19 protein-coding genes are annotated in these 21,164 nt (G+C 70.8%); 12 read left to right on the top strand and 7 right to left on the bottom strand.

From position 1 onward, the window contains the following. Positions 1-84 precede the first annotated feature (84 nt). On the bottom strand, positions 85-1,404 hold the full coding sequence (locus ABT367_RS33335) for a hypothetical protein (RefSeq protein WP_352257011.1): 1,320 nt from the start codon (positions 1,402-1,404) through the stop codon (positions 85-87). Between the two features lie 193 nt (positions 1,405-1,597). Here ABT367_RS33335 and ABT367_RS33340 point away from each other — a divergent pair, with 193 nt between their 5' ends. Further along, positions 1,598-2,587: a small ribosomal subunit Rsm22 family protein gene (locus ABT367_RS33340; protein WP_352257012.1), complete on the top strand. Its 990-nt coding sequence runs from the start codon at positions 1,598-1,600 to the stop codon at positions 2,585-2,587. A 115-nt stretch (positions 2,588-2,702) separates the two neighbouring features. Here the strand turns inward: ABT367_RS33340 and ddaH are convergent, their stop codons facing one another. Then, the gene (ddaH, locus tag ABT367_RS33345) at positions 2,703-3,518 is read right to left on the bottom strand and encodes a dimethylargininase (protein ID WP_352257026.1); all 816 of its coding nucleotides are present in this window, start codon (positions 3,516-3,518) and stop codon (positions 2,703-2,705) included. 210 nt (positions 3,519-3,728) lie between these two features. On the opposite strand from ddaH, the gene ABT367_RS33350 reads away from it, so the two are divergent. Beyond that, complete coding sequence (locus ABT367_RS33350) at positions 3,729-4,376, top strand: TetR/AcrR family transcriptional regulator (protein ID WP_352257013.1); 648 nt, start codon at positions 3,729-3,731, stop codon at positions 4,374-4,376. A 22-nt stretch (positions 4,377-4,398) separates the two neighbouring features. On the opposite strand, the gene ABT367_RS33355 is transcribed toward ABT367_RS33350, so the two are convergent. After that, positions 4,399-5,271: a glycerophosphodiester phosphodiesterase gene (locus ABT367_RS33355; protein ID WP_352257014.1), complete on the bottom strand. Its 873-nt coding sequence runs from the start codon at positions 5,269-5,271 to the stop codon at positions 4,399-4,401. 160 nt (positions 5,272-5,431) lie between these two features. Between ABT367_RS33355 and ABT367_RS33360 the strand changes: the two genes are divergently transcribed. Continuing rightward, the gene (locus tag ABT367_RS33360) at positions 5,432-6,154 is read left to right on the top strand and encodes a bifunctional DNA primase/polymerase (protein ID WP_352257015.1); all 723 of its coding nucleotides are present in this window, start codon (positions 5,432-5,434) and stop codon (positions 6,152-6,154) included. A gap of 150 nt (positions 6,155-6,304) precedes the next feature. Here the strand turns inward: ABT367_RS33360 and ABT367_RS33365 are convergent, their stop codons facing one another. Together ABT367_RS33365 and ABT367_RS33370 are read right to left on the bottom strand one after the other, a co-directional pair. After that, positions 6,305-6,967 (bottom strand): PhzF family phenazine biosynthesis protein, encoded by a 663-nt coding sequence (locus ABT367_RS33365; RefSeq protein WP_352257016.1) that lies wholly within the window; start codon positions 6,965-6,967, stop codon positions 6,305-6,307. 8 nt (positions 6,968-6,975) lie between these two features. Then, on the bottom strand, positions 6,976-7,842 hold the full coding sequence (locus ABT367_RS33370; RefSeq protein WP_352257017.1) for a helix-turn-helix domain-containing protein: 867 nt from the start codon (positions 7,840-7,842) through the stop codon (positions 6,976-6,978). Positions 7,843-8,011: 169 nt separating this feature from the next. Here ABT367_RS33370 and ABT367_RS33375 point away from each other — a divergent pair, with 169 nt between their 5' ends. Next, positions 8,012-8,404: a cupin domain-containing protein gene (locus ABT367_RS33375; RefSeq protein ID WP_352257018.1), complete on the top strand. Its 393-nt coding sequence runs from the start codon at positions 8,012-8,014 to the stop codon at positions 8,402-8,404. 72 nt (positions 8,405-8,476) lie between these two features. On the opposite strand, the gene ABT367_RS33380 is transcribed toward ABT367_RS33375, so the two are convergent. Together ABT367_RS33380 and ABT367_RS33385 are read right to left on the bottom strand one after the other, a co-directional pair. Further along, the gene (locus ABT367_RS33380) at positions 8,477-9,907 is read right to left on the bottom strand and encodes an HtaA domain-containing protein (RefSeq protein WP_352257019.1); all 1,431 of its coding nucleotides are present in this window, start codon (positions 9,905-9,907) and stop codon (positions 8,477-8,479) included. A 52-nt stretch (positions 9,908-9,959) separates the two neighbouring features. After that, entirely contained in the window at positions 9,960-11,411 is a 1,452-nt protein-coding gene (locus tag ABT367_RS33385) for an HtaA domain-containing protein (protein ID WP_352257020.1), read from the bottom strand. Positions 11,412-11,502: 91 nt separating this feature from the next. Between ABT367_RS33385 and ABT367_RS33390 the strand changes: the two genes are divergently transcribed. From ABT367_RS33390 to ABT367_RS33425, 8 genes are all read left to right on the top strand, one after another. Next, the gene (locus ABT367_RS33390) at positions 11,503-12,570 is read left to right on the top strand and encodes a heme/hemin ABC transporter substrate-binding protein (protein WP_434975596.1); all 1,068 of its coding nucleotides are present in this window, start codon (positions 11,503-11,505) and stop codon (positions 12,568-12,570) included. Next, the gene (locus ABT367_RS33395; RefSeq protein WP_434975597.1) at positions 12,567-13,694 is read left to right on the top strand and encodes a FecCD family ABC transporter permease; all 1,128 of its coding nucleotides are present in this window, start codon (positions 12,567-12,569) and stop codon (positions 13,692-13,694) included. The genes ABT367_RS33390 and ABT367_RS33395 overlap by 4 nt, the downstream gene beginning before the upstream one ends. Then, positions 13,691-14,521, top strand: a complete 831-nt coding sequence (locus ABT367_RS33400; protein WP_434975598.1) for a heme ABC transporter ATP-binding protein — start codon at positions 13,691-13,693, stop codon at positions 14,519-14,521. The genes ABT367_RS33395 and ABT367_RS33400 overlap by 4 nt, the downstream gene beginning before the upstream one ends. 127 nt (positions 14,522-14,648) lie before the next feature. Then, positions 14,649-15,803, top strand: a complete 1,155-nt coding sequence (gene efeO, locus ABT367_RS33405; RefSeq protein WP_352257021.1) for an iron uptake system protein EfeO — start codon at positions 14,649-14,651, stop codon at positions 15,801-15,803. A gap of 10 nt (positions 15,804-15,813) precedes the next feature. After that, complete coding sequence (gene efeB, locus ABT367_RS33410; protein WP_352257022.1) at positions 15,814-17,064, top strand: iron uptake transporter deferrochelatase/peroxidase subunit; 1,251 nt, start codon at positions 15,814-15,816, stop codon at positions 17,062-17,064. A gap of 3 nt (positions 17,065-17,067) precedes the next feature. Next, positions 17,068-18,063 (top strand): iron uptake transporter permease EfeU, encoded by a 996-nt coding sequence (gene efeU, locus ABT367_RS33415; RefSeq protein WP_352257023.1) that lies wholly within the window; start codon positions 17,068-17,070, stop codon positions 18,061-18,063. Next, positions 17,963-18,913, top strand: coding sequence for a hypothetical protein (locus ABT367_RS33420; RefSeq protein WP_352257024.1), 951 nt, complete (start codon positions 17,963-17,965; stop codon positions 18,911-18,913). Before efeU ends, ABT367_RS33420 begins: the two co-directional genes overlap by 101 nt. Before the next feature lie 181 nt (positions 18,914-19,094). Next, entirely contained in the window at positions 19,095-20,363 is a 1,269-nt protein-coding gene (locus ABT367_RS33425) for an MFS transporter (RefSeq protein WP_352257025.1), read from the top strand. Positions 20,364-21,164 lie beyond the last annotated feature (801 nt).

The following is a 21,164-nucleotide window of genomic DNA, read 5'->3' on the forward strand; positions in this document are numbered from 1 at the left end:
GTGCGCTGACGGCCGGCCGTTCAGTGGGCCGACGGCCAGCCGTGATTCAGCGCGCTGACCGCCGGCCGCTCCTCGGGCCGGCGGTCAGCCCTTCTTCGCGTACCCCAGCAGATGGTGGACGTCCCGGCTGTCGGTCCAGCGGAAGATCCCGACCTCGCCGAGGTCGTGCACCGGAAGCCGCGACGCCCCGGAGAACGCCTCAGGATCGGGCACGGCGATCCGCACGGACACCGGCGTACCGCCCCCGTCCCACGCGTCCTCGGCCGAGCGCGCACCAGTCGCCCCGTAGGCGAGACCGCTGTCCGTGACGGTGGCGAGCGTCAGCGGCTTGCTGCCGCCCTCGGACGCGAAGCAGTGCCCGGTGCCCTCCTGCAGATCGAAGGCGAGATGGCCCGCGATCAGATAGCGGCCGTCGGGAGAGGGCGTGGCCGGGGGGTAACGTCCGGGCCGCAGCGCCGGTTTGTGGCACTCGACGGAGGCGAGCACCTTGCCGGTCGTGCCGTCGTGCACGGCCCAGATCTCCTGCTCTCCCTGCGCCGCCTTCTTCTTGCCCGGCTTCTTGTCCCACCGTGCCAGGACATGATCCGCGGACACGGAGACGGCGATCCCGCTCACGGCACCCTTCGGCGCGACCTTGCGCCCGTGCCAGGCACCGCGCACCCAGAACTCACCGTCCCCGTTGACCAGCGGCCCCTTGCCGGTCACGCCGACGACCTCGGTCAGCCGACGGCAGTTCTTGCAGCCCTTGGGGTACTTCAGGTCACTCGCCTTGTACGTCACCGTCCGCGCCGTCGCCGGATCCACGACCGCGGCCGCATCCGTGCCCACGCCCACCACGAGCCCGGGCCCCGAGGCGCTCACCGAGGGCGACTTCGGCCAGGGCAGCTCGATCCGCTGCCGGGTGCCGGCGCTCGCGGCGTACAGATCGAAGGAGATCACCCGGTCCGCCTCGCTGAGCGGATCGTCGCCGAAGGTCCCGTACGACCAGGTCGCGAAGTACTCGCGGCCGTCCTTGGTGACGACGGCGAGGCGGGGCACGGCGCCGGCCTCGTCGGAGAGCGGGCGCCAGGCCTCGCCGGTCCAGGCGGTCTTCCCGGTCCGTGCGTCCACCGTCCGCAGCCGGAAGCGGCCCCCGTCGGCGCGCTGGAGATACGCGAGCAGCTTCGCGTTCGGCGCGAGCGCGTACTCCTCGGAGACGCCGGGCAGCTCCCAGCCCTGCCGGGTGTCGTACGCGGCGGGCACCGCCAGCTGGGTCGTGGGGCCCTGGCTCGTCCTGACCGGCTTCTTCGGCGGACCGTCGTCCCCTTTGTCCTTCTTCTTCCCGCCGCAGGTCGCCAGGAGCAGCAGCAGGGCCAGGACCACCACGCCCACCACGATCCCGGTGCGCACGATCTTGTCTCCCACTGGTCCCCCCGGGGCGTGACAGTCTGCGTCCGCCGGTCTGCCCGTCAGGCCACCGGCGATCACGGGCAGCGTAGCAACGGACGCAGGTGTCACAGGAGTTGAGCGCTGTCACTGTCCGGATGCAGTCGGGTGCCCGGACCGTCACAGGCGCGGGCCCCCGCACCGGGCGGCGCGGCCCGCCTACAATCCCGACGTGAACGCCCCCCTGACCCCCGCCGACCTCCTGCGCGGCGCCCTCGCAGGCCTGCTCGACGGACTGCCGCCCAAGCAGGCCGCGCAGGCCGTCGAGCGGCTGATCGCCAACTATCGCGGCCGCACCCCCACCGACGCCCCGATCCTGCGCGACCGCGCGGACGTCGCCGCGTACGCCGCGTACCGGATGCCCGCCACCTTCGAGGCGGTACGGGGCGCACTCGGCGCACTCGCCGACGCGGCCCCCGACTGGACGCCCTCCCGTCACACCGACATCGGCGGCGGCACCGGCGCCGCCACCTGGGCGGTGAGCGCGACCTGGCCCGGGCCCCGGCCGGTCACCGTGCTCGACTGGGCCGAGCCAGCCCTCGCCCTCGGCCGCGAACTCGCGGGCGCCAACCCCCTGTTGAGTGCCACGGACTGGCGCAGGGCCCGGATCGGCCAGGAGCTCACGCTCGACGAGACGGACCTCGTCACGATCTCGTACGTGCTCGGGGAGCTCACCGCCGAGGACCGCACGGCGGTCGTCGCCGCGGCAGCCGGCGCCGCACAGGCCGTCGTCGTCATCGAGCCCGGCACGCCCGACGGGTACTCCCGGATCATCGAGGCCCGCGACGCCCTCGTCGCGGCCGGTTTCACCATCGCCGCCCCCTGCCCGCACAGCTCCGCCTGCCCCATCGAGCCCGGCCGCGACTGGTGCCACTTCTCGGCACGCGTCAGCCGCTCCTCGCTGCACCGGAAGGTCAAGGGCGGCTCGCTCGCGTACGAGGACGAGAAGTTCAGCTATGTGGCGGCGGTGCGCTTCCCGGCGGAGCCGGCGACGGCGCGGGTGGTGCGCAAGCCGCAGATCCGCAAGGGGCTGGTGCTGCTCGATCTGTGTCTCCCCGACGAGAGGCTCGACCGGGAGACGGTCACCAAGCGGCACGGTGCGCTGTACAAATCGGCCAGGGACGCGGAATGGGGCGACCCGTGGCCGCCCCACCCCTCGTAGAACCCGCGAATCGGAACCCGCGAATCGGAACCCGCGAATCGGAACCCGCGAATCGGAACCCGCGAATCGGAACCCGCGAACCGGAACCCGCGCATCGGAACCCGCGAACCGGGATCTAGGAACGCAGCTCCTGCGTGCAGCACTTCACGCTGCCACCACCCTTGAGCAGCTCACCGAGATCCATCCCGATCGGCTCGTAGCCCCGCTCGCGCAATGGCTCGAAGAGGCCCACCGCGCCCTGGGGGAGCAGGACATGGCGTCCGTCGGACACGGCGTTCATGCCCAGCGCGACCGCGTCGGCCTCGCTCGCGATCAGGGCGTCCGGGAAGAGCCGGCGCAGTACGGCCCGGCTGCCGGGTGAGAAGGCGCCCGGGTAGTACATGACGTCGTCGGCCGCGTCGTCGAGCACCGCGAGCGCGGTGTCGAGGTGGTAGTAGCGCGGGTCGACCAGATCGAGGCCGATCACCGGGCGGCCGAAGAACTCCTGGGCCTCGCCGTGCGAGAGCGGGCTGGCGCGAAAGCCCCGGCCGGCCAGGATCCAGGACGAGGTGACGGCGAAGTCGCCCTCGCCCTCGTTGATGTGCACGGGTTCGGTGGCGTCGGTGAACCCGTGGGCGCGGAACCAGGCAAGGTGCTCGGCGGCTTCCTCGGCCCGTTCGGCGTGGGCGAACCTGGCGCCCAGGACGCGGCCGTCGATCACGGTGGCGCCGTTCGCGGAGAACACCATGTCGGGCAGGCCGGGGCGGGGGGTGAGTTCCTCGACGGTGTGGCCCAAGGCGCGGTAGCGGTCCCGCAGGTGCTCCCACTGGGCGAGGGCGAGGGGGACGTCCACCGGTTTGGCGGGGTCCATCCAGGGATTGATGGAGTACGTGACCTTGAAGTGCTCGGGTGGGCACATCAGATAGCGCCGGGGTCGGGCGCTGCGAGGCACAGGACGCAAAGAGGGCTCCTCTACATCGGCGGGGCCAAGGGGTGGCCGTGTTGCCCATGGTCCGATGCGAGGAGCCCTTTGGCGCGGTGGCGAACGGGTTGTGTTTCCGCTCTCCAGGTCCCTTCCACCGGCGCGCGACTTCGGCTCCGCCGTCCCTCCGGTTTTGGCGAGACGATACGTATCGCTTCATGGCGCTGCTACATTCGACGCATGGCCACGAAGACTCCTGCCGACGCTCCCGCCTCCAAGGCGGCCCCCGATGCCAAACGCCGCAGTGAGCGTTCGCGGCGTGCCATCTACGAAGCCGCTCTCGCGCTGGTCACCGAGGTGGGGTACGGCAAGGTGACCATCGAGGGGATCGCCGCCCGGGCAGGTGTCGGGAAGCAGACGATCTATCGCTGGTGGTCCTCCAAGGCGGAGGTGCTGCTCGAGGCGTTCATCGATCTGGGGGAGCAGGCGGCCGAGGCGGCGGGCGGCGGTGAAGCGTTCGCCTCGCTCCCGGACACCGGCGATGTCGCGGCCGACCTCAAGGGCGTGCTGCGTGCCACTGTCGACGAACTCCTCGACCAGAAGTACGACGCCCCGTACCGCGCGCTGGCGGCGGAAGGCGTGGTGAACCGTGAGCTGAGCGTGAAGTTCGTGCAGCAGCTCCTCGAGCCCGGCCTGAAGCTGTACGTCGCGCGCATCGAGGCCGCTCAGGCGGCCGGACAGATCCGCGAGGACCTCGACCCGCGGATCGCGATGGAGTTCTTCGTCTCCCCGCTGGCCCAGCGCTGGCTGCAGGGCACGGGCCCGTTGACCCATGAGTACACGGACAAGATCGTGGACTACGCCCTGCACGGACTCGCGCCGCGCTGAACGTGTCCCGACGGAACAGGCCCTAGCCCTCCGTGAGGGGCTGTGCCCGGACCGGGCCCTTCACGGGCGTACGGGAGAGCAGGCCGGGGGCGTCCGTGATCACACCGTCGCAGCCGAGGCGCAGGACGCGGTCACGCTGGTACGGGGTGTTCACCGTGTGGGCCCAGACCCGCGGGATGCCCGAGCGCACCGCGCGCTTGAGATCCTCGTCGCGCGCCCGGTAGTCGACGTCCAGCACATCCACGTACGGCTTGAAGCGCGTGAAGCGGTCCGTGCGCATCTGCTTGGCCGAGCGCCACAACTGGGAGACCAGACCCAGGCGGTGGGCGCGCTCGGCCACGGCGGGCTTGTTGGAGTTGACGAAGACCGAACGGGTCAGGCCCCGTGCGTGCACCATCCTCGCGAGGGACTTGAGGCTGTCGGCGTCCTTCGCCTCCAGCATCAGGACGACCTTTCCGCCGAACCGGTCGAGGACCTCGGCGATCGTCGGCGGCCGTTCGGGCTGCCACGTGGTGCGCAGGGCCGAGTCGGGGCGGATGCGGACCTGCCGCCACTGCTTCATCGTCAGGGCGCGCACGGGTCCGGTGTGGTCGGTCGTACGGTTCAGCGTCGCGTCGTGCATCGCCACAAGCGTGCCGTCGCGCAGCATCCGCGAGTCCACGTCGAGCACCTGCGCCGTACCGCGCTCGTACGCGGCGATCAGGCCCGACATGCTGTTCTCCGGCACTTCGAGGGAGCCGCCGCGATGCGCCGTATAGACGACCGGGGGCAGTGCGTCGACGGTCAGCGGCGGCCGGCCGGCGGGGGCGGCCGCGGGGGTGGGGGCCGGGGTCAGGCCCGAGACGGCGAGTGCGGTGACGGCGGTGAGCGTGACCGGTGCGGCGAGGGTGACCATGCCGACACGGTAGGACCATAAATCCTGACTTGCCCGGCATTGACACCCGGGTGCCGCCCTGGCCTGCGGAGCCCCGGAAACGGGGGTGCGGCCACCCGGGGCGCACGATGGTGGCACCATGGACGCCACGGGGCGAGGGGAATGTGAGGTTAGGGGATAGATGGGCGAGGAGTACGGCCGCCGTTCCGGCGGACAGAGCAGGTTCTCCCAGTGGCTGCGCACGCGACGCCCCAAGGACACGGGTGACGGCGGCCGCGAAGCCCTGCTCGTCGCGGCCGGGGAAGCGGGCCTGCCGCTCGCGCCCGCCGCGCACCCCGCCGGCTACCGCTGCTCCTGCGACCGCATCGGCTGTCCCACACCCGCGCGGCACCCGGTCTCCTTCGCCTGGCAGACGCAGTCCACGACGGACAAGGCACAGATCGAGCGCTGGGCCCGGCATCAGCCCGAGGCCAACTTCATCACCGCGACGGGCATGGTCCACGACGTGCTCGACGTGCCCCTCGACGCCGGACGCGCGGCGCTCGCCCGGCTCCTCGACTCCGATGTGGCCGTCGGTCCCGTGGCCGAGTCGGGTGACGGCCGGATGCTCTTCTTCACGGCGACGCGCGGTACGCCCGAGGACGAGGACGAGTGGTGGCCGTGCGAGCTGGACTGTCACCCCGAGACGATGGACGAGCACCCGGGGCTGCGGTGGCACTGCCGTGGTTCCTACGTCCTCGTTCCGCCGGCGCGGTTGCCCGGTGACCTCGGGGTCGAGTGGGTCCGTGGCCTCGAGCATCCGCTGCCGGATCCGCTGACGTTGCTGGAGACCCTGACGGATGAGTGCGCCCGGGTCGCGGGTGACTCGCCGGATCCGGCGGAGGCTTGGCCTTCGCGGCGGTGAGCGAACCCAGCCCCTGCGGCGTTTGAGCAGATCCGAACGAAGTCCGGATGCGGGGTCCGGGGCGGAGCCCTCCCACGCGGCGGAGCCGCAAATGTCACAGCCGGGAAGGGGTGGGGCGGGGAGAAAGGCCCGCCGCAGGCGCCACGGACCTCAGCCCGAGACGAGCGCCACCCGCCCGCCGACCTCGATCAGCCCCGACGGACCGGGAGCCGTCAGGATCTGAGACCCCACGCCCTGCGTGATGTTGAGCGCACGCCCCAGATGAGCGGTCAAGCACAGGGCCGCCGCCCCGGTGGCCTCGTCCTCGACGATGCCATCACCCCGCCCGGGAAACGCCCGCGCCCGCACCCGCCCCGCCGCCTCGTCCTGCCACGCCCACGCATAGATCCACTCACCCGGCGGCGGTACGTCGAGCGCGTCGACCTCGTCCGGGGACGCGAACCGCCGCAGCGTACGCCCGGGCGCCCACTCCGCACGGGCCGTGATCCAGGTGAACTCGCCGTCCTGGCGGGTCGTCACCAGGCCTGCGGGCGTGCGGAGTTCGGGCACATCGAGCAGCCAGGCCGTACCCACGCAGGGGTGGCCCGCGAACGGCAGACGCACGCTCGGCGTGTAGATGTCGATCACGCCGCGCTCGTCGTCGTCCACGAACACCGTCTCGCTGTAGCCGAGTTCGGCCGCCAGCTGCTGCCGGTCGGCCGCACCGGGAACCGAGGCTCCGTCCCGTACGACTCCGAGCTGATTGCCGTGCCGGCCGTCGGGGCCGCAGAAGACCCGGACCACATCGAGGCGTACGCCCACCGTTTCACTCACCCGGGCATTCAAGCACTGGCGCCCGGGCCCGCCGCCACGGCCCATGCGGTGTCGTCGACGGCGAGCCAGGGCGCGGCCGCGACGGCCGCGGGCGTCATCCCGGCGAAGGCCAGGGCGTCCCGGTGCAGATGGGACTGGTCGGCGTAGCCGCTCTCCGCCGCGACCGCGCCGGCACTGTGCCCGGCCGCGAGCCGGTGGGCGGCGTGGTCGAAACGGAGCAGCTGCGCCGCGCGTTTGGGGGTCAGTCCGATCTGGGACCGGAACCGGGACCACAGGCGCTGCCGGCTCCAGCCGACCTCGGCCGCGAGTGCGTCGATCCGGATCTGTCCGCGCCGCGCCGCCATCTGCTGCCATACGTGGGTGACTTCCGCGGTGGCGGGGCGGCCAGCGGTGTATCTGCGGAGCAGTTCGGCATCCGCGATCGCGAACCGTTCGCGCCAGGAGGCGGCGGACCGCAGCCGATCCTCGACCCGGCGGGCCCCGGGGCCCCAGATGTCCTCCAGGGGGACCATCTCCCCGCGTGTGTGCGGGTGTTCGGCCGCCGCGACGCCGCCGAGTACCGCGTGCGCGACGACCGGCGACAGCCGTATCTGCAGGCATTCGATGCCGCGGCCGCGCACCCGCAGACCGCCAGGGGCGAGGCCGAGCACGGTGCTGCCCCGCTGCTGCCGGCCGTCGGCGTCCTCGACGAGCAGGCCCTCGCCGAACTCGAAGGCGATCATGACCGACGGATACGGCACCACGGGGAGGTCGAGGGGCTCGGCGGACCGGTCACAGAACCCCGCCATACCGACGCCCGGCAGCCTGCCGGGCCGTCCCGGGGTGGACACGTCCCACCTCGCGGCGGCCGCACGGGCGGACTCGACGGTGCGCATGTCTCCAGGTTACGAGCCCCTTCGGGCAAGGGTGCGGGCGTCGTGACATTTGTTCAATACGGGGTCCCCGGCTCGCGCCGACACTGGCCACCTGATCACTTCGCCCTACTTGGCCTCGCTTGGCTCATTTGGCTTCGCTCGGCCTCATTTCGTCGAAGGACGTGACTCCATGACCGTGACCCCGATCGATCTCTTCATGAACTTTCTGCACCTCGACCAGGACGGCCGCGTGCGGGCCGAGAAGCCGGTGTTCGACCCGGGCCGGGACGGCTGGCAGCTGATGACCTTCCACGTGGAGACCGAGGCCGATGTGCACGGGGACCACTGGGAGATCCACACGGCGGCCGACGAGGTCGTCGCCTGCCTCACCGGCGGCATACGGCTGATCCTGCGCCCGGAGCAACAGGGCGACGAGGAGGAGGAGTTGAAGCTCGCGGCCGGCTCCGCCGTGATCGTGCCGCGCGGGCGCTGGCACCGCATCGTCGTGGACGGCCCGAGCGACATCATGTCCGTCACGCTGCCGCGGGGCAGCCGCTTGGAGAAGCGGGCCGCCGGGGCCTGACCGCAGAGCTCGCACACGCCGACGGCGGGCCCTCTGCGAAGAGAGGACCCGCCGTGGCGATCAGGAGACCGGTCAGGCCTGCTCGCCCTCGTCCGCGCGACGGCGGCGGGCGGCGAACACCACGCCGGCGCCCGCAGCGATCACCGCGGCCGAGACACCGAGGAGCGGACCGGTCGGAACGTCGGAGCCGGTCGCGGCCAGGTTGCCGCCGCCACCGACGCTGCCGCCGACGGAGCCGCCGCCGGTGGTCGACGAACCACCGGTGCCGGAGCCGCCGTTGCCGCCCGTGCCGCCGCCGCCCGGCAGCGCGGCGTCCTCGTCGAGGGAGAGCGCGACCGTCACCGGGTCGATCTTGTCTCCGGGCTTGTAGATCGAGCCGACCTCGTCGTTCGCGAAGGTCTTGGCACCCGCGGCGGTGAACGCCGCCGGGATCTTGTCCAGGAGCAGCACGTCGTCCTTGACGGTGTACGTGGCCTTCGCCAGGTCCAGAGTCGCGAACTCCACGTCGTTCTGGGTGCCCTTGGCCGTCTTGACGTCCACGAGCAGCGTGCCGCCGGTGCCGTTCGTCTTCACCTTGACGTCGCTGAAGGTCATGTCGATGCCGTGCGCGGTGTACAGGAACTGGACGCTGCCGTCGAAGCCCGCGTCGACCTTCTTGCCCTTGGCGTCGAACTCCGCGCTCTTGTACGGGAATTCGTACCCGTCGGCGACCTTCTTGGCCCCACCGGCGGTCTTCACCTCACCGCCGCCGGAGATGTACCGGCGGAAGGACTCCTTGACGCCCCAGCTGAGCTTCCCGTCGACGATCTGACCGGTCGCCGGCTTGCTCGGCGCCGGAGTGGTCGGGGTGGCGGTGGCGGTCTGCGAGGGCGCCGGGCTGCTCTGGCTCGGGCTGGGGCTCGGGTTGGGCTTGCTCGTGGACGGCGAGGGCGAGGGGGTGACCGGCGGCTTGGCCGGAGCGGTCACGGTCAGCGGGTCGCCGTCCTTGCCCGTGTAGTCGGAGCCGAGCTGCTCGGAGGCCTCGGCCGTCATCTTGGTGGCCATGTCCGTCATGGACCGGCTGACCGTGACATCGGCGAGCGGCACGTCCTGGGTCTCGGTGCCGTTCTTGGTGATGTCGGCGGTGATCTTCTTTGTGCCGCTGTCGAACTGCACGTCCGAGACGGTGATGTCGAAGCCGTGGATCGTCGACTTGAAGTTGACGCTGCCCTTGAAGGCCAGGTCCACGGCGTGCGTGTCCGAGTTGTACGTGCCCGTGCCCTCGGCGAACGTGAACGCGCCGTTGTTCGCGGCCTGTTCGGCACCGTCCGCCACGGTGATCTTGCCGGCCGCGATACCGGTCACGTACTTGCGGAAGGACTCCTTGACGCCCCAGGTGAGCTTGTAGTCCTTGAGCGGGGCCTCCGCGGCGGACGCCGAAGCGATGGTGAGCGTGGTGGCACCGAGCGTCAGCGCGGTAGCCGCTGCGGCGGCCAGGGCTATGGGGCGACGGGTCATGGCCATGTCGGACGTACTCCTAGAGGGATGAAGGAAGGTGACGGGGGAGGGGCGGGGCTCAGCCGTCGGACGAGTCCGAGCCCTCGGATGCGGCAGCCGTCGCCGGAGCCGTACGCCGCTTGCGTACGACCATGAACGCGGCAGCCGCGAGGAGGAGCGAACCCGCGCCGATGCCGATCGGCAGCGCGGGGGAGCTCGAGGAGGAAGATGAGGCGGCCGACTCGGTCTTGGGCGTCGAGGCCTTCGCCTTGGCGTCCGGCGCCGCGGAGGCGTCCGAGCCGAGGTCCGGCAGCGCCGGCAGTTCGGCCTCGTCGGTCAGGGCGACCGCGAGCGACACCGGATCCATCTCGGTGCCCGCCTTGTACATGTTGTTGAAGGTCTTGGCGCCGTCGGCCGTCAGCTTCGAGGGCACCTCGGTGAGCGTGACCAGACCGTCCGTGGCCTTGAGGTCCTTGGCCTCGAAGGTGACGAGCCCGGCCTTCTTCCCGGTGAAGTCCTTGCTCGCGACATCCGCGTACAGCGTCGCCTTGCCGGACTCGGCGCTGACGACGAGGTTGCTCAGCTCGATGTCGAGACCGTGTTCGCCGGTGAAGCGGACGCTGCCCTTGAACTCGGCGTCGAGCGTCTGCTTCTTCGCGTCGAACGTGCCCTTGCCCTCGGGGAAGCGGAACAGTGCTCCGCCGTCCTGGGCGCCGTCGTCGAGAGCCCACTTGCCCTTGGCGATGGAGCCGCTCACGTACTCACGGAACGTGCGGCGCACACCCCAGTCCACGGCGGCGTCCTCGATGCGGCCGGCCTTCGCGTCCTTCTTGCCCTTGCCCTCGTCCTTCTTGTCCTTGTCGTCGGACTTGTCGGAGTCGGAGCCGGCGGAAGAGCCCGAACCCGCCACGACATCCGTCGACAGGCTCACCGGATCGAGCGGGGTGCCGGCCGCGTAGTACCCGGCGAAGGCGTCGGCGCCCTGCGAAGTGAGCGTCGCCGGCACGTTGTTGAGGGCGATCGGCGTACCGCCACCCTTCATGTTGATACCGGAGAGATTGAGGCTGGCGAGCGGCACCTGCGCGGAGGTGGTGACCTTGCCGGTGCTCTTGGCCTTGCTGACCATGTCGGCGTACAGCGTCCCGGAGCCGCCGGAGATCTTCACGGTGGGCCGGGAGATGGTGAGGTCAAGCTCGTACTCCCCGGTGGGCTTCTTGTGCCCGAGGAAGTGCACTCCGCCGGAGAAGCCCGCGTTCAGCGCGCCGGTGTCCGGGTTGTACGAGCCCTTCGCGGAGTGGAAGCGGAACTGGCTCGCACCGGCCGTCGCCGCCCCGCTCTGGAGCGTGTAACTGCCCTTGGCTATCGGTCCGGTGACATAGCTCTGGAACGAGGCCTTGATGCCCCAGTCGAGCCTGCCGCCCTGCACCGTACGGCCCTCCGCGTGCGCCGACGTGACCGGCAGCAGTGCGGCGAACAAGGCCCCGAGGGCCGTTACGGAGGCTATGCGGGCAGCACGTCTCGGCGAAGACATCGGTCCCCCTTCAAGGTCTGGTCAATGAGGTAAGGCTAACCTAAACTATGCGCGACCTGGTGCGGAACCCCTCCCGGCCCGGCAACCGCAGATGAAACAGCAGAACTACTCAACGGCACGACAGGACGGTGGAGTTCGAGTGACCCCGGTGCGCTTGCGGCGTTCCCTGCGACGGGCGGGAGTGCTCGTCGCCGCCGCCTGCCTGGCCCTTGCGGGCTGCGGCGGCCAGACGGACAATCCCGCTCCAAAGGGTGCGAAGGCGGAACAAAAGGCCGCGCCTGACCGAGTGGAGCCGCTCTCCGGTACGCCGAAGCCGCAGCTGCCCGTCACGGTCACCTCGGCCGACGGCAAGAAGGTCACCGTGGAGTCGGCCGACCGCATCGTGCCGCTCACCGGCAGCATCAACGAGATCGTCTTCACGCTCGGCCTCGGCGAGAGCGTGGTGGCCAAGGACATCACCGCCACCTTCGAACAGGCCGGAAAGCTCCCGACCGTGACCCGCGGCCACGATGTCTCCGCCGAGAGCGTGCTCTCCCTGAAGCCCACCGTGGTCATCGGCGACACCACCTCGGGACCGGCCGAGTCGATGCAGCAGATACGCGACGCCGGCATCCCCGTCGTCCTGCTCGACACCGCCAAGAGCCTCGAGGACGTGAGCAAGCGGATCGGTGAAGTCGCCGAGGTGCTCGGCGTGGAGAAGGCCGGCGACGAGCTGATCAAGCGGACCGAGGACCGGATCACCGCCGTACAGAAGGACATCCCGCGGCAGGAGAAGAAGCCGCGCGTCGCGTTCCTGTATCTGCGCGGCACGGCGGCCGTCTATCTGATCGGCGGCGCCGAGTCGGGCGCGGGCTCGCTGCTCGACGCGGCCGGGGCCGTCGACGCGGGCGCCGAGTCGGGCCTCGAGAAGGACTTCACCGCGATCACCCCCGAGGCGCTCGCCAAGGCGCAGCCCGATGTGATCCTCGTGATGACCAAGGGACTCGAGTCCGTCGGCGGCATCGACGGCCTGGTCAAGATCCCGGGCGTCGCCGAGACCCCCGCCGGCATGGACCGCCGCGTGGTCGACATCCCCGACGGCGTGCTGCTCAACTACGGTCCGCGCACCGACGAGGTCCTCAAGTCCCTCGTCGACCAGCTCTACGAGGACGCCAAGTGACCGCCACCGCACCGGCCGCCACCACCGCTTCCGAGGACGGGGCCCTCGATGACCCCAAGTCGCCCTCCACAGAAGCCGCCAAGCCCGGCAGAGGCAGAAGAAGCGTCCCGTACCTCCTGACCGTCGGCATGCTGGCCGGGCTGGTCGCCATCTGCCTGGTCTCCGCCGGGATCGGCGCGTACGAGATACCGATCGGCGACGTGATCGCCTCCGCGCAGCACCGCATCGGACTCGGCGGCGCGGCCCTCGACCGCGTCGGCGAGAGCGTGCTGTGGAACGTGCGCTTCCCGCGCATCGTGCTCGCCCTGATCGTCGGCGCCTCGCTCGGCTGCGCGGGCGCCCTGATGCAGGGGGTGTTCGGCAACCCGCTCGCCGAGCCCGCCGTCATCGGCATCTCCTCCGGCGCGGCGGTCGGCGGTGTCGCCTCGATCGCGTTCGGCCTGAGCTTCTTCGGCAACTGGACGCTGCCCGTCTGCGCCTTCGTCGGCGGTCTGATCACGGTCTTCCTCGTGTACGCGATGGCGCGTTCGGGCGGCCGTACCGAAGTGATCACGCTGATCCTCACCGGCGTGGCCGTGACCGCCTTCGGCGGTGCGCTGATCGGCCTGTTCATCTTCTTCGCGGACAACGCCGAGGTCACCCAGATCACCTTCTGGCAGCTCGGTTCGCTCGCCCAGGCCACCTGGCCCAAGGTGCTCGCCGTACTGCCGTGGGCGCTCGTCGGTCTCGCGATCGCCCCCTTCTACTCCCGCAAGCTGGACCTGCTCTCGCTCGGCGAGCGGCCCGCGCGCCACCTCGGCGTGGACGTGGAACGGATGCGGGTGGTCCTGATGTTCGTCACCGCGCTGCTCACCGCCGCGGCCGTCGCCGTCTCCGGCATCATCGGCTTCGTCGGCCTTGTCGTCCCGCACCTCCTGCGGATGCTCGCCGGACCCGGACACCGCTTCCTGGTCCCGGGCAGCGCACTCGGCGGCGCCCTGGTCCTCGCCGGCGCCGACCTCACGGCACGCACCATCGCGGCGCCCGCGGAGCTCCCGCTCGGTGTGCTCACCGCCCTGATCGGCAGCCCGTTCTTCTTCTGGCTGCTCCGCCGCACCCGCCGCAAGCAAGGAGGCTGGGCATGATCCGGTCGCTGTTCGCCGTACGCCACCGGGAGCTGCCCGAGCCCGTCGAGCCCGGCACCACCCTGGCCTCCGCGCACGAGCTGCACATCAAGCTCGGCGCGCGCCATGTGCTGCGCGGTGTGGACATCGAGGCGCGGGCCGGTGAGGTGGTGGCCCTGGTCGGTCCCAACGGGGCCGGAAAGTCCACCCTGTTGGCGGCCCTGGCCACCGACCTGACGCCCGACGCAGGCACGGTCCGTATCTGCGGCAAGGACGCGGGGGAGTGGAGCGCGGGTGAACTGGCGCTGCGCCGGGCCGTGCTGCCCCAGGCCGCCTCGCTCTCCTTCCCCTTCCTGGTGGAGGAGGTCGTACGGATGGGGCGGGCGCCGTGGAACGGCACCCGCCTAGCCGACAACGACGACGAAGTGATCGCCGCCGCACTGCGGGCCACCGAGACCACCGAGTTCGCGGCCCGCCCCTTCTCCGCACTGTCCGGCGGCGAGCGCGCCAGGGTCGCCCTCGCCCGGGTGCTCGCCCAACAGGCACTGCTGCTGCTTCTCGACGAACCCACCGCGGCGCTCGACCTGCGCCACCAGGAACTGGTCCTGCGGGTCTGCCGCGAGCGGGCCGCCGCGGGCGACGCGGTCGTGGTCGTGCTGCACGACCTCGGTCTGGCCGCCGCGTACGCGGACCGGGTGGCCGTGCTGCACGACGGCACGATCGCCGCCGAGGGAGCGCCCGCCGAGGTCTTCGACGGTGAACTCCTCAGCCGGGTCTACCGGCAGCCCGTCGAGGTGCTGCCCCACCCGCGTACGGGGACGTTGCTGGTCTTCCCGGAGCGGGGCTGAGGTCAGGGGCGGCAGCCGGTCATCCGCATCTGGCCTTGACCAGGGCTTGACCAGCCCGTGGTCGAGGCGAGATAAGGGTTGGATAAGTTAGGCCAGCCTCACCTGGCCTGACCAACCTGGAGCCCGTATGCGCGCCGCCCGTGCCACCCTCGCTTCCGCCACCGCGGTCGCCCTCGCCGTGATAGCCACCGGCTGCACCGAGAAGTCCGACGCCAAGTCCGGCGACGACCACCTCATCTCGGTGACCGCCACCGACGACAAGTGCGAGGTGGACAAGAAGGAGTTCCCGGCCGGGCACATCGAGCTCGCCGTGGAGAACAAGGGCTCCAAGGTCACCGAGGTCTACATCCTCTTCCCCGACGACCGCATCGTCACCGAGCGCGAGAACATCGGCCCCGGCACCAAGCAGAACGTCACCGCCGAGGTGAAGGCCGGCTCGTACCAGATCGCCTGCAAGCCGGGCATGAAGGGCGACGGCATCCGCCAGCAGGTCAAGGCCACCGGCGGCGGCCAGACCGCGAAGCGCGACCCGAAGCTGGACGCCGCCGTGGCCGCGTACCGCAAGTACGCGCAGGAGCAGGCGGACGAGACCCTGCCGCTCGCCAAGAAGTTCGCCGACGCCGTGAAGGCCGGCGACATCGACGCCGCCAAGGCCGCGTACGCGCCGAGCCGCATCGGCTGGGAGCGCACCGAGCCCGTCGCCGAGTCCTTCGGCGACATCGACCCCAAGGTCGACCTGCGCGAGGACGGTCTCGAAGAGGGCCAGGACCTGGAGAAGGACTGGACCGGCTGGCACCGCATCGAGCGCTCCCTGTGGCAGGACGGCAAGATCACCGACCGCGACAAGGAGCTCGCCGACCTCCTGATCAAGGACCTCGAGGCCTGGCAGGACAAGGTCAACGAGGCCGAGATCACGCCCACTTCGATGGCCAACGGCGCCAAGGAGCTCCTCGACGAGGTCGCCACCGGCAAGGTCACCGGTGAGGAGGAGCGCTACTCGCACACCGACCTCGTCGACTTCAAGGCGAACGTCGAGGGCGCCGAGGAGTCGTACAGCCTGCTCAAGCCGGTGGCCGAGAAGAACGACCCGGAGCTCGTCAAGGAGCTCGACAAGCAGTTCGCCGCCCTGAACACGCTGCTCGACAAGTACCGCAAGGACAAGAACTCCTACGACTTCACGTCCTACGACAAGGTCGGCAAGGACGAGCGCAAGGAGCTCTCCGACGGTGTGAACGCGCTCGCCGAGCCGCTGTCGAAGCTGGCCGCGGCAGTCGTGAAGTAAGGGGTACGCCATGGGTGAGAAGGCGGAAGTGCCGTCGAGGCGTTCCGTGCTCGGCTGGGGCGGCGCGGGGCTCGCGCTCGGTGCCGCCGCGGCCGGCGGTGCGGTCGCCGCGCTCGGCGACGACGGTGACGGGACCACGCCCGTCGCCGAATCCGGCGCGGCCGTGCCGTTCCACGGCAAGCACCAGGCGGGCATCGCGACCGCCGTACAGGACCGGCTGCACTTCGCGGCCTTCGACGTGAAGACGAAGGACCGCGCGGAGCTGATCGAGCTCCTGAAGGAGTGGACCGAGGCCGCCGCGCTGATGACGCAGGGCCACCCGGTCGGCCAGGGCGCGTACGGCGGGATCGTCGAGGCGCCGCCGGACGACACCGGTGAGGCGCTCGGCCTCAAGCCGTCCCGGCTCACCCTCACCGTCGGCTTCGGGCCCTCGCTCTTCGACGGCCGCTTCGGCCTGGAGGGCAAGCGGCCCGAGGCACTTGTGGACCTGCCGAAGTTCCCCGGGGACAACCTCGACCCGGCCCGCAGCGGCGGCGACCTGTGCGTCCAGGCCTGTGCGGACGACCCGCAGGTCGCGGTGCACGCGATCCGCAACCTCGCCCGGATCGGCTTCGGCAAGGTCGCCATCCGCTGGTCGCAGCTCGGCTTCGGCAAGACCTCGTCGACCACGCCCGACGCCCAGACCCCGCGCAACATGATGGGCTTCAAGGACGGCACCCGGAACATCGCGGGCACGGACACGGAGAACCTGCGCAAGCACGTCTGGGTGTCCGAGAAGGACGGCCCGCAGTGGCTGGCCGGCGGCTCGTACCTCGTGGCGCGACGGATCCGGATGAACATCGAGACCTGGGACCGCACTTCGCTCAAGGAGCAGGAGGACATCTTCGGCCGCACCAAGGGCGAAGGCGCACCGTACGGCAGGAAGCGCGAGCACGACGAGCCGAACCTCAAGGCGATGCCCGAGGTCGCGCACGTACGGCTCGCGCACCCGGACACCAACGGTGGCGCGATGATGCTGCGCCGCGGCTACTCGTTCACCGACGGCACGGACGGACTCGGACGGCTCGACGCGGGCCTGTTCTTCCTCGCCTACCAGCGCGACGTACGCGACTCCTTCATCCCCGTACAGCTGAACCTGGCGCGCCGTGACGTGCTCAACGAGTACATCCAGCACGTCGGTTCGGCCGTCTTCGCCGTGCCGCCCGGGGTGCGCGGCGATTCCGACTGGTGGGGCAAGGCCCTGTTCTCCGAAGGGGCGTGAGCCATGTTCGCCAACTATCTGATAGGTCTGCGCGAAGGGCTCGAGGCGTCGCTTGTCGTCTGCATCCTGGTCGCGTACCTGGTCAAGACGGACAATCGCAAGGCGCTGCCCGCCATCTGGATCGGTGTCGGTATCGCCGTGACGGTGAGCCTCGCGTTCGGCGCCGGTCTGCAGTTCGGTACGCAGGAGCTCACCTTCGAGGCCCAGGAGCTGATCGGCGGCAGTCTGTCGATCGTCGCGGTGGCACTCGTGACGTGGATGGTCTTCTGGATGCGGCGCACCGCACGCCACCTCAAGGCCGAACTGCACGGCAAGCTGGACGCGGCGCTCAACTTGGGCACCGGCGCCCTGGTGGCGACGGCCTTCCTCGCGGTCGGCCGCGAGGGCATCGAGACCTCGCTGTTCGTGTGGCGCTCCGTGGACGCCGCCGACGACGGCTGGCGGCCGCTCGCCGGCTGTCTGCTCGGCCTGCTCACCGCGGTCGTCATGGGCTGGCTGTTCTACCGCGGAGCCCTGCGCATCAACCTGTCCAAGTTCTTCCAGTGGACCGGCGGCATGCTGGTCGTCGTCGCGGCGGGCGTGCTCGCGTACGGGATGCACGACCTGCAGGAGGCGCGGTTCGTCGGCGGCCTCGGCGACAAGGCCTTCGACATCAGCGACAGCTACCCGCCGGACACCTGGCACGCCACCCTGCTCAAGGGCATCTTCAACTTCCAGCCCGACCCGACCGTGCTCCAGGTCACGGTGTGGGCGCTGTATCTGATCCCCACCCTGGTGCTGTTCCTGGCCCCGGTAGGGTTCCCAGCGTCAGTACTGGGGCGCAAGGCAGCGCTGGGGCGTACGGAGCAGAAGGCGAGCCATGAGCAGGGTGAGTCGGCCGGCAGCGGCGGGGGCAGCGATGGCGGTCCTGGCCCTGACCGCGAGCGGATGCGTGACGGTGCACGGGGAGCGGGAGATCGTCCCGGCGGCGACGAAGTCCGAGGCGGCACAGGCCCTTGAGGAGTTCACGGCCGCGTACAACAAGGCCGACAAGGCCTACGACCCGGCGCTCTCCGAGAAGCACGTCACGGGCGCGCTCGGCGCGATCAACCAGGCCGGTCTGAAGGCGAAGGCGAAGAACGCGCCGGACGGGAACCCGAAGCACGCGGCGCTCGAACTCACCGACGCCGAGTTCGCCATCCCCAAAAAGGCCGGCTGGCCGCGCTTCTTCGTCGCCGACACCGACAGCAACCGCGACGTGGACGACGATCCAGCCAAGGACACCCACTGGCTCCTGGTCTTCGTCAAGCACGCCGTCGACGACCCGTGGCAGGTCGCGTACCTCAACATCCTCACGCCCGGCGAGGTACCGCAGTTCAAGACCGACAAGGACGGGTTCGCCACCCCGGCGGACGCCGGTACGAACGATCTCGCCGTGGCTCCCGGCCGACTGCCCGCCGCGTACGCCACGTATCTGCAGGACGGCGGCAAGGAGTTCGCCGACGGACCGCACACCAGCGGCTGGCGCGCGGACCGCAAGGCGCGCGAGTCCAGCCCCGGCTGGTCCCGCCAGTGGGTCGACCAGCCGGAACAGGCGGGGGACTTCGCGCCGCTCGGGCTGCGCACGAAGGACGGCGGCGCGTTCGTCTTCTTCGCCACGCGGCACTTCGAGAAGCAGACGGCCTCCGAAGGCCTGAAGATCACCGTGCCGAAGGACGTGGAGGCGCTGCTCACCGGCCAGGTGAAGCAGTCGATCACGCTGGAGCGGGTCTCGAACCTGGCGGCGCAGGTACCGGCGAAGAACGCGGCGAAGCCGGGGGTCGTGCTGTCGAGCCGGATCATGGGGATCACGAGCGCGGTGGGGGAGTGAGATCTTTCAGCCCCTGCGGCGTTTGAGCAGATCCGACCGGAGGTCGGATGCGGGGTCCGGGGCGGAGCCCCGGTTTCGGGAAGGGGCGGGGCGGGGAGAGAAGCCCGCCGCAGGCGCCACCACCTGCACCACTCCAAAACCCGTTGCCCACCCCACCGAGCACCCCGGAACATAGGCCCACGTGAGCGCGATACTCCCCGACCTCTCCCCGTGGCGCAGCAGCCGTGACTTCCGGCTGCTGTGGACACAGGGACTGGTCACCTACTTCGGCAGCTTCATGGCGATGATCGCCCTGCCGCTGCAGATCAAGGACCTCACCGAATCCCCGCTCGCCGTGGGCGCGATGGGCGCGGTGGAGCTGATCCCGCTGATCGTGTTCGGGCTGTACGGAGGGGCGCTCGCCGACGCCGTCGACCGGCGCAAGGTCATCCTGCTCACCGAGGCGGGGCTCGGGCTGCTCGCGGTCATCCTGCTTGTCAACGCGCTGCTGCCGAACCCGCTGCTGTGGCCGCTCTACCTGGTGGCCGCCTGCGTCTCCGCGCTCGCCGGGCTCCAACGCCCCGCGCTCGACTCGCTGCTCGCGCGGATCGTCCCGCACGACCAGCTCACCGCCGCGGCCGCGCTCAACGCGCTGCGCTGGCAGATCGGCGCCATCGCGGGACCCGCGCTCGCCGGTCTCGTCGTCGCGTACGCCGGGCACGCCACCGCGTACGCCGTCACCGTCGTCGGGTTCACCGCCTCGGTGGTGCTCTGTCTGCGGCTCACCCCCGCCCCGCCCTCGCACGATGCCGAGAAGCCCTCGCTGCGCGGGATCGCCGAGGGGGCGCGGTACGCCTGGTCGCGGCCGGTGCTGCTCGGCACGTACGCCATCGACCTGGCCGCGATGGTCTTCGCGTTCCCCAACACGATCTTCCCGTTCCTCGCGGACGATCTCGACGCCGAATGGTCGCTCGGCCTGATGTACGCGGCGGGCTCGATCGGCTCGCTCGCGCTGAGCCTGACGAGTGGCTGGACGACCCGGGTGCGGCGGCACGGTCTGCTCGTCGTGTTCGGTGCGGCGAGCTGGGGGCTGGCGATCACGGCGGCCGGGTGGTTCGGGAATGTGTGGCTTGTGCTGGTCTTTCTGGCCCTGGCCGGTGCGGGCGACATGCTCAGCGGTCTGGGGCGCTCCACGATCTGGAACCAGACCATTCCCGACGAGCTCCGTGGCCGCCTCGCCGGTATCGAGGTGCTCTCGTACAGCGTGGGTCCGCAGCTCGGTCAGGTCAGGGCGGGGGCGATGGCCGGCTGGACGGGGACGCGGGCGGCGATCTGGTCCGGCGGTGCGGTGTGTGTTGCCGCGGTTGCGGTGCTCACGGCTGCGTTGCCGAAGCTTGTTTCGTACGACGCGGATACGGATCCGGATGCGCGGCGGCGTAAGGCGGCGCGTGAGGTGGTTGAGGCTGGCTGAGGGCGGTTGAGGTCGCGGGGGCTCTGCCCCCGGGCCCCCGCTGGGGGCCTTGCCCCCAGGCCCCCGCTTGTCGCGTGCGGTGTCGTCGTGGGGTCGGTGCCGGTCCGGGGTACCAGTTACACGGGCAATGGCACCGTTCCCGCGAAGGGTTGCCGCCGACGTCGGGGGCGCCCGTGTAACTGGCACCCCTCCCCGTCCCCTTCCGCCGGTTCCGCGGCTGCGGGTGGGTGGGGGTGCGTGTCACCTCCGCACCCCCGGGTTCCCTTCCGCCGGTTCCGCGGCTGCGGGTGGGTGGGGGTTCCGCTCATGCATTGTGTGGCGCCCAGTCGTCGCGTGGCTGCGGGGGTTCTGTTCATGCATTGTGTGGCTGCGGGGCGGTGGGGGTTCTGTTGATACGTCACGCGGTGGCTGACCGGTGGGGTTCAGCCTGGACATCGTGCGGCTGTGACCCGGTGGGGTTCTGCCCAGGCGTCGCGCGACTGCTGGCGAGCGGAGGTGATGCTCCGCAGCCGCGTACCGGCGAAGCCGACGGGCTGGGCGCCGTGCCGCAGCCGTCGGGTTGATGACCTGGGCCCCAGCGGTCGGCAGTCGTCCGGCAGCGGATGGTGCCGACTTGAAGGGCGGAGCGCCCCACCGGCCGTCAGTCGCGTACCGGCGTGAGGGGACGGGGTGGGGTGCATTGTCATTCGGGCGCCCCCGTCTGAAACGGCCACCCTTCGCGGGAACGGTGCCATTGCCCGAATGAGCAAGCACCCCGAGGCCACACCCGAACGGGCACGCGAACCATCCGCGAAGAACACC

The sequence above is a fragment of the Streptomyces mesophilus genome, assembly GCF_040300965.1.
Lineage (GTDB): Bacteria > Actinomycetota > Actinomycetes > Streptomycetales > Streptomycetaceae > Streptomyces > Streptomyces mesophilus_A.

What these genes read in the sequence shown, in the direction of transcription:
- ABT367_RS33350 (WP_352257013.1), top strand. Translation starts at nt 3,729, where the DNA reads ATGGCCACGAAGACTCCTGCCGACGCTCCCGCCTCCAAGGCGGCCCCC.
- ABT367_RS33355 (WP_352257014.1), bottom strand. Translation starts at nt 5,271, where the DNA reads ATGGTCACCCTCGCCGCACCGGTCACGCTCACCGCCGTCACCGCACTC.
- ABT367_RS33360 (WP_352257015.1), top strand. Translation starts at nt 5,432, where the DNA reads ATGGGCGAGGAGTACGGCCGCCGTTCCGGCGGACAGAGCAGGTTCTCC.
- ABT367_RS33370 (WP_352257017.1), bottom strand. Translation starts at nt 7,842, where the DNA reads ATGCGCACCGTCGAGTCCGCCCGTGCGGCCGCCGCGAGGTGGGACGTG.
- ABT367_RS33375 (WP_352257018.1), top strand. Translation starts at nt 8,012, where the DNA reads ATGACCGTGACCCCGATCGATCTCTTCATGAACTTTCTGCACCTCGAC.
- ABT367_RS33380 (WP_352257019.1), bottom strand. Translation starts at nt 9,907, where the DNA reads ATGGCCATGACCCGTCGCCCCATAGCCCTGGCCGCCGCAGCGGCTACC.
- ABT367_RS33385 (WP_352257020.1), bottom strand. Translation starts at nt 11,411, where the DNA reads ATGTCTTCGCCGAGACGTGCTGCCCGCATAGCCTCCGTAACGGCCCTC.
- ABT367_RS33390 (WP_434975596.1), top strand. Translation starts at nt 11,503, where the DNA reads ATGAAACAGCAGAACTACTCAACGGCACGACAGGACGGTGGAGTTCGA.
- ABT367_RS33400 (WP_434975598.1), top strand. Translation starts at nt 13,691, where the DNA reads ATGATCCGGTCGCTGTTCGCCGTACGCCACCGGGAGCTGCCCGAGCCC.
- efeO (WP_352257021.1), top strand. Translation starts at nt 14,649, where the DNA reads ATGCGCGCCGCCCGTGCCACCCTCGCTTCCGCCACCGCGGTCGCCCTC.
- efeB (WP_352257022.1), top strand. Translation starts at nt 15,814, where the DNA reads ATGGGTGAGAAGGCGGAAGTGCCGTCGAGGCGTTCCGTGCTCGGCTGG.
- efeU (WP_352257023.1), top strand. Translation starts at nt 17,068, where the DNA reads ATGTTCGCCAACTATCTGATAGGTCTGCGCGAAGGGCTCGAGGCGTCG.
- ABT367_RS33420 (WP_352257024.1), top strand. Translation starts at nt 17,963, where the DNA reads ATGGCGGTCCTGGCCCTGACCGCGAGCGGATGCGTGACGGTGCACGGG.